At 70.8% G+C, this 4,957-nt stretch carries 8 protein-coding genes; 5 read left to right on the top strand and 3 right to left on the bottom strand.

The features are described from left to right. A partial coding sequence (locus DBR36_RS18275; protein WP_258222617.1) for a CynX/NimT family MFS transporter occupies positions 1 to 694 on the top strand: 694 nt, incomplete at its 5' end. A gap of 177 nt (positions 695 to 871) precedes the next feature. On the opposite strand, the gene DBR36_RS07740 is transcribed toward DBR36_RS18275, so the two are convergent. Further along, positions 872 to 1,054 (bottom strand): DUF3073 family protein, encoded by a 183-nt coding sequence (locus tag DBR36_RS07740; protein WP_108318300.1) that lies wholly within the window; start codon positions 1,052 to 1,054, stop codon positions 872 to 874. Between the two features lie 159 nt (positions 1,055 to 1,213). Between DBR36_RS07740 and DBR36_RS07735 the strand changes: the two genes are divergently transcribed. Beyond that, positions 1,214 to 1,726, top strand: coding sequence for a universal stress protein (locus DBR36_RS07735; RefSeq protein WP_108318299.1), 513 nt, complete (start codon positions 1,214 to 1,216; stop codon positions 1,724 to 1,726). Positions 1,727 to 1,730: 4 nt separating this feature from the next. Here the strand turns inward: DBR36_RS07735 and DBR36_RS07730 are convergent, their stop codons facing one another. Continuing rightward, the gene (locus tag DBR36_RS07730; RefSeq protein WP_108318305.1) at positions 1,731 to 2,336 is read right to left on the bottom strand and encodes a PadR family transcriptional regulator; all 606 of its coding nucleotides are present in this window, start codon (positions 2,334 to 2,336) and stop codon (positions 1,731 to 1,733) included. Beyond that, a complete protein-coding gene (locus DBR36_RS07725; RefSeq protein WP_108318298.1) occupies positions 2,336 to 3,181 on the bottom strand; it encodes a DUF4097 family beta strand repeat-containing protein in 846 nt (281 codons plus the stop codon). The genes DBR36_RS07730 and DBR36_RS07725 overlap by 1 nt, the downstream gene beginning before the upstream one ends. A 234-nt stretch (positions 3,182 to 3,415) precedes the next feature. On the opposite strand from DBR36_RS07725, the gene DBR36_RS07720 reads away from it, so the two are divergent. The 3 genes from DBR36_RS07720 to DBR36_RS07710 all read left to right on the top strand — a co-directional run. Then, positions 3,416 to 3,685: a Rho termination factor N-terminal domain-containing protein gene (locus tag DBR36_RS07720; protein WP_108318297.1), complete on the top strand. Its 270-nt coding sequence runs from the start codon at positions 3,416 to 3,418 to the stop codon at positions 3,683 to 3,685. A gap of 5 nt (positions 3,686 to 3,690) precedes the next feature. Beyond that, entirely contained in the window at positions 3,691 to 4,656 is a 966-nt protein-coding gene (locus DBR36_RS07715) for a DNA topoisomerase IB (protein ID WP_108318296.1), read from the top strand. A gap of 27 nt (positions 4,657 to 4,683) precedes the next feature. After that, positions 4,684 to 4,957 (top strand): CrcB family protein (locus DBR36_RS07710; protein ID WP_258222618.1); only part of this gene is annotated, 274 nt, incomplete at its 3' end.

Below are 4,957 nucleotides of genomic sequence, written 5' to 3'. Positions count from 1 at the left end.
CGCGGCGGTGGTGCCGTGGCTCGTCCTCAGCCTGCGTGCCCGCGCCTCGCGGGCCGACACCGTCGAAGAGCCTCGGACGTCTGTGCTGTCGCGCATCGTGCGCGTGCCGCAGACGTGGGCGCTGGTGGTGACGTTCGGAGTCAACTCGTCGGTGGCGTACGCGATGTTCGCGTGGATGCCGCCGCTGCTCATCGACATCGCGGGAGTGGATGCCGCCGAGGCCGGCGGACTGCTCGCGCTGTTCTCGTTCATGGGTCTGCCGGTGTCGCTGATCGTCCCGATCCTCATCGGGCGCATCGGGAGCACGACACCGTTCTTCATCGTCGCCGTCGTCACGGGACTGGGGGGCGTGGGTGGTCTGCTCTTCGCCCCCGCGGCGGCGACCGTGCTGTGGGTCGTGCTCATCGGCATCCCGCCCCTGCTCTTCCCCCTCGCGTTGACGCTGTTCGGTCTGCGGACGCGCTCGCACGAGACGACCGTCGCGCTGAGCGGTCTGGTGCAGAGCGCGGGGTACGGGCTCGCGTCGCTCATGCCGTTGACGCTCGGGTTGACGCACGAGATCACCGGGGGGTGGACCCTCGGGTTGGTGATCCTCGGGTGCGTCGTCTGCGCCGCGGCACCGGCCGCGGTGGTGATGGCGCGGCGCGAGAGCATCGAGGACGCGTGGGAGAGGCGCACCGGACGCGCCTGGTGACGCGGCATCCGCCGGCCCGACGCGACGTCGCAAGGTGCCTCCGCGTACAGCCGACAACCCGCCCGCCGACACGGACGAAGGGCGCCGACGGAATGTCAGCGCCCTTCGTCGGGTGTTCCCGCGGGTACGACGAACGCACCGAGCCGCATCAGCGGCGAGGAGTGCAAGAAGAAGGCGTCAGGCCTTCTCGTCTTCGTACTCGTCGCTGTACTGGTCGGCCCACTTGTCGACGTACTCGTCTTCTCCCGCTGCGGGTGCACCCAGTTCGCGCTCGAGAGCCGAGTAGTTCACCGAATAGGTGTCGTACTTCAGCTCACGGGCGATCTTGGTGTTCTTCGCCTTCTGACGGCCACGCCCCATGCGAGACCCCCTCACGATCGACGTCGAGGGCCACACGAGGACCCTGCGTATTGCGGTTCCGGACCGAGCCGGTAAGAGTAGCAGCCAGGATATCACGGCGCATTCCGGCCGAGCCGTCGAGCGGTCGGCGCCCGGCGCCGCCCCCGTGAGAGGACCATCATGACCGATCTGCCCCGCCCCGCCGCCTCCGGGCCCGTGATCGCGGGCGTCGTGCCCGGACAGTCGTCGCGGGTGGTGCGCGAGGCGGCCCGGTACGCGGCCCTCGGGCACGCCGAGCTGCTGGTCGTTCACGTCGACACGACGCGGTTCGTGGCGTTCGAAGACCCCGACGGGTACGTGCATTCCACGACGGCGGATATCGCGGGGGCAGCCGCCAAGGCGGCCCTCGACGACGTCCGCACCGCCGCCGAGAAGGTCCTCGCCGGGCACGACGTGACGTGGAGTGCGCGGCAGGAGATCGGCGACCCCGCACTCGCCCTCATCCGCCTGGCCGACGAGACCGGCGCGTCGCTGCTGGTCGTCGGCACGCGCAAACGCGGGATCGGCGAATCGGTGCGCGAATTCTTGACCGGGTCGGTCGCCGCGCGTCTGAGCCACCGCCAGCGCCGACCGGTACTCGTCGTCCCGCAGGACGACCCGGTCGGCGCCGACGATCAGCTCCCCTGGGAGTGAGGCCTCACACGCGCATCGCGCGCGCGACCGCGTCGGACGCCTGACGCAGCGCCGCCTCGATCTCGTCGACGCCGGCCTCGCGCAGCTCGCCGCCGCGCGCGACGTGCGCGCGCAGCTCCGAGCGCACGCGACCGCGGAACTCGGTGAGGGCGGCGTCCGCGCGCGACAGCTGCTCGCGGCTGCGCGACCGGGCGTCGTCGACGAGCGAGGGCTGCGCCTGCTCCCGCTCCTCGCGCGAAGCCGCGGCCAGGTCGGCGCGCAGGCTCCGCATCGCGTCGCGGACGCTGCCGCGCACCTCGTCGGCGATCAGTCGGACGCTGTCGGCCAGCCCCGCCTGAATACCCTGCAGATCGCCGGAGCGTGCCGCGACCTCGGTGCGACCGGCATCCGTGATCTCGTAAACGGTCTTGCGGCCATCGACGGTCTTCGTGACCAGGCCCTCTTCTTCGAGCTTGGCGAGGCGGGGATAGATCGTGCCCGCCGACGGCGAGTACGTGCCGCCGGTGCGTTCGGTCAGCGCCTGCATCAGGTCGTACCCGTGGCGCGGGGCCTCGTCGAGCAGGCTCAGGATGTACAGGCGCAGGTCGCCGTGCGAGAAGACGGGGCTCATCACCACTCCTCCTCTCCGGCGAGCTCTTCGGGGCGCAGGCCCGAGATGCCGCGGCGCAGCACCGTGATCTCGCCCGAGACCGTGTTGGCGCGCACGTCGACGAACTGCCCGGCGAGGGCGCCGGTCGAGCCGGTGTAGGTGGTGGGGCCCTTTCCGGAGCGCACCTGGCCGTCGATCTGCACGCGACCGCTGACCGAGCGTGAGACGTAGTTCGCCGCGAGCGAGCGATCGAGCCGCACGGTCGCCGTGCCGCTGACGGAGTTGAGCGAGATCGACTGCGTGGGTCCCGTGGAGTCGACGAGCATCGCGCCCGAGACCGTGTCGATCGAGGCCTTCGTGATCCGCCCGGTCGCCGCGACGTCGCCCGAGACGCTGTTCGCGCTGAGGGCGCCGTCGAGCTCGCGCACCTGCACGTCGCCCGAGACGGCGTTGAAGTCGACGTCGCCGACCAGGCCGTCGACCATGATGTCGCCCGAGACGGTGTTCAGGCGTACGTCGGTGCGCAACCCCGAGACGAGGGCGCTCGCGCTGACGACGCCCAGCGTCAGGGCGACGGTGCGCGGGACGGCGACGCTGATCTCGGCCTTGGGGCCACCGGCGCCGAAGTTGCGGAACACCTCGAGGAAGTTGTCCCACCGCAGCTGCGGGTGATCGATCTCGAGGCGGCCGTCGACCATCTCGATGCGCAGGTCTTTGACCGTGACGCCGTGCACCTCGATGCGGGCGTCGGGCTCGTCGTGCGCGATGACGTCGACCTGGCCGCCAACCAGGCCGATCTTGAGCTCCCGCAGCGCGTCGACGTCGATGACGCGCGTCTCGCCCGGGTGGACGATCCATTTCTCCATGTCTGCCACTCCTCACTCGCGATATATCGCGTTGTCCCAGTGTCGCGATATATCGCGTTCGCGTCAACCCCCTGCCGCCGCTGCCCTCACGCGAGTTCTCGTCACCGGGCCATCGAACGGTGGCAACGGTGCGGGGAGCAGGCGCGCCGCAGCGGGGTGGGTGAGGATGTCAACCCTCCGGACGCGCGGAAGACGCCGGTTCTACGGTCGAGGCATCGACGGAAGGAGCCGACCATGCCCGACGGACGTGGCTCGAACAGCCTGAAGGACCCCGAGCTCTACGAGAAGCTCCGCGCCGAGGGCGACTCGAAAGAGAAGGCGGCGCGCATCTCGAACGCGGCGGCGGCGAAGGGCCGCGACAAAGTCGGCGAGAAGGGCGGCCACGCCGAGGACTACGAGGACCGCACCGTCGACGAGCTGAAGAAGCGCGCGAAGGAACTCGGCCTCACCGGCTACTCGAGCAAGAAGAAGGCGGAGCTCATCGACATGCTCCGCTCCCACTGACCCCGATGGCGCGGCTCATCCGGGTGCGGCCCTACGAGGACCCGGGCTACCGTCGGGTGCGGTCGGGGTCGGGGTTCCGCTTCGTCGACCACACCGGCACCGCCGTTCCCGAGAGCGAGGCCGAGCGCGCCCGTGGTCTGGTGATCCCCCCGGCCTGGCGCGAGGTCTGGATCGCGAAGGATGCCAACGCGCACATCCAGGCGGTGGGCACCGACGAGGCGGGACGCCGCCAGTACACGTACCACGCCGACTGGTCGAAACGACAGGACAAGGGCAAGTTCGCCCGGGCCCTGCAGCTCGCCGAGTCGCTCCCGCGGGCCCGCGCGCGCGTGACGCAGTCGCTGCGACGATCCGAGATCGACCGCGAGCGGGTGCTGGCGGTGTCGTTCCGCTTTCTGGACCTCGTCGCGCCCCGCGTGGGCAACGCGCGGTATTTCGTCACGAACGGCAGCCGAGGACTGACGACCCTGCAGCGCAGGGACGCCGTCGTCGAGGGTGACCTGGTCCGTCTGTCGTTCCCGGCGAAGAGCGGCAAGCGGGCCGAGCTGTCCCTCCGCGATGCGGAAGTGGCATCCCTCGTCGAGGAACTCGCGCTCGGACGCTCGCGCGCCGCGCTGCTCAGTTACAAGCGCGGACGCCGGCGCGTGCCGTTGACCCCCGGCGACGTCAACGCGTACGTGCGCTCGCTCACCGGCGGGCCGTTCAGCGCGAAGGATTTCCGGACGCTGCGCGGCACCATCCTCGCGGCCGAGTCCCTCGCGAAGGCGGGCGCGGTGGGGGGCAAGAACGAACGCAAGAAGGCCGAGCTGGCCGCCGTCCGCTGCGCGGCCGAGGCCCTGGGCAACACCCCGGCCGTCGCTCGCGCAAGCTACATCGATCCCCGCGTCTTCGCGCTCTACCGCAAGGGGCGCACGATGGACGTCGGCGGATCGAAGGATGCCGCGATCAGGCGCCTGATCCTGGGGGAGTGACCCGGGCGTAAGGTGGCGCGGGTGAGCATGTGGCGTGACGTCGTCCTGGTGGCGGTGGGAGGGGCGATCGGCACGGCCGCGCGGGCCGGCCTGACCCTGGCGTTCAGTGCCGACCTCGGGCCCGCCCTGGTGCCGCTCATCAACGTGGTGGGTGCGTTCGCGATCGGCATCCTGTTCGGATGGCGGGCCCGGATGCCGGAATCCTCGCGCGCGCAGCGCGTGCAGCTGTTCGTGGGTACGGGCGTGCTGGGCGGGTTCACCACCTACAGTGCGCTCGCCGTCGAGTCGGCCGACCTGGGCC

This window comes from Microbacterium sp. HMWF026, from assembly GCF_003061325.1.
Lineage (GTDB): Bacteria > Actinomycetota > Actinomycetes > Actinomycetales > Microbacteriaceae > Microbacterium > Microbacterium testaceum_E.
Note: the sequence above shows the minus strand (reverse complement) of the source record. Positions and strands in the feature narration are given on the sequence as shown.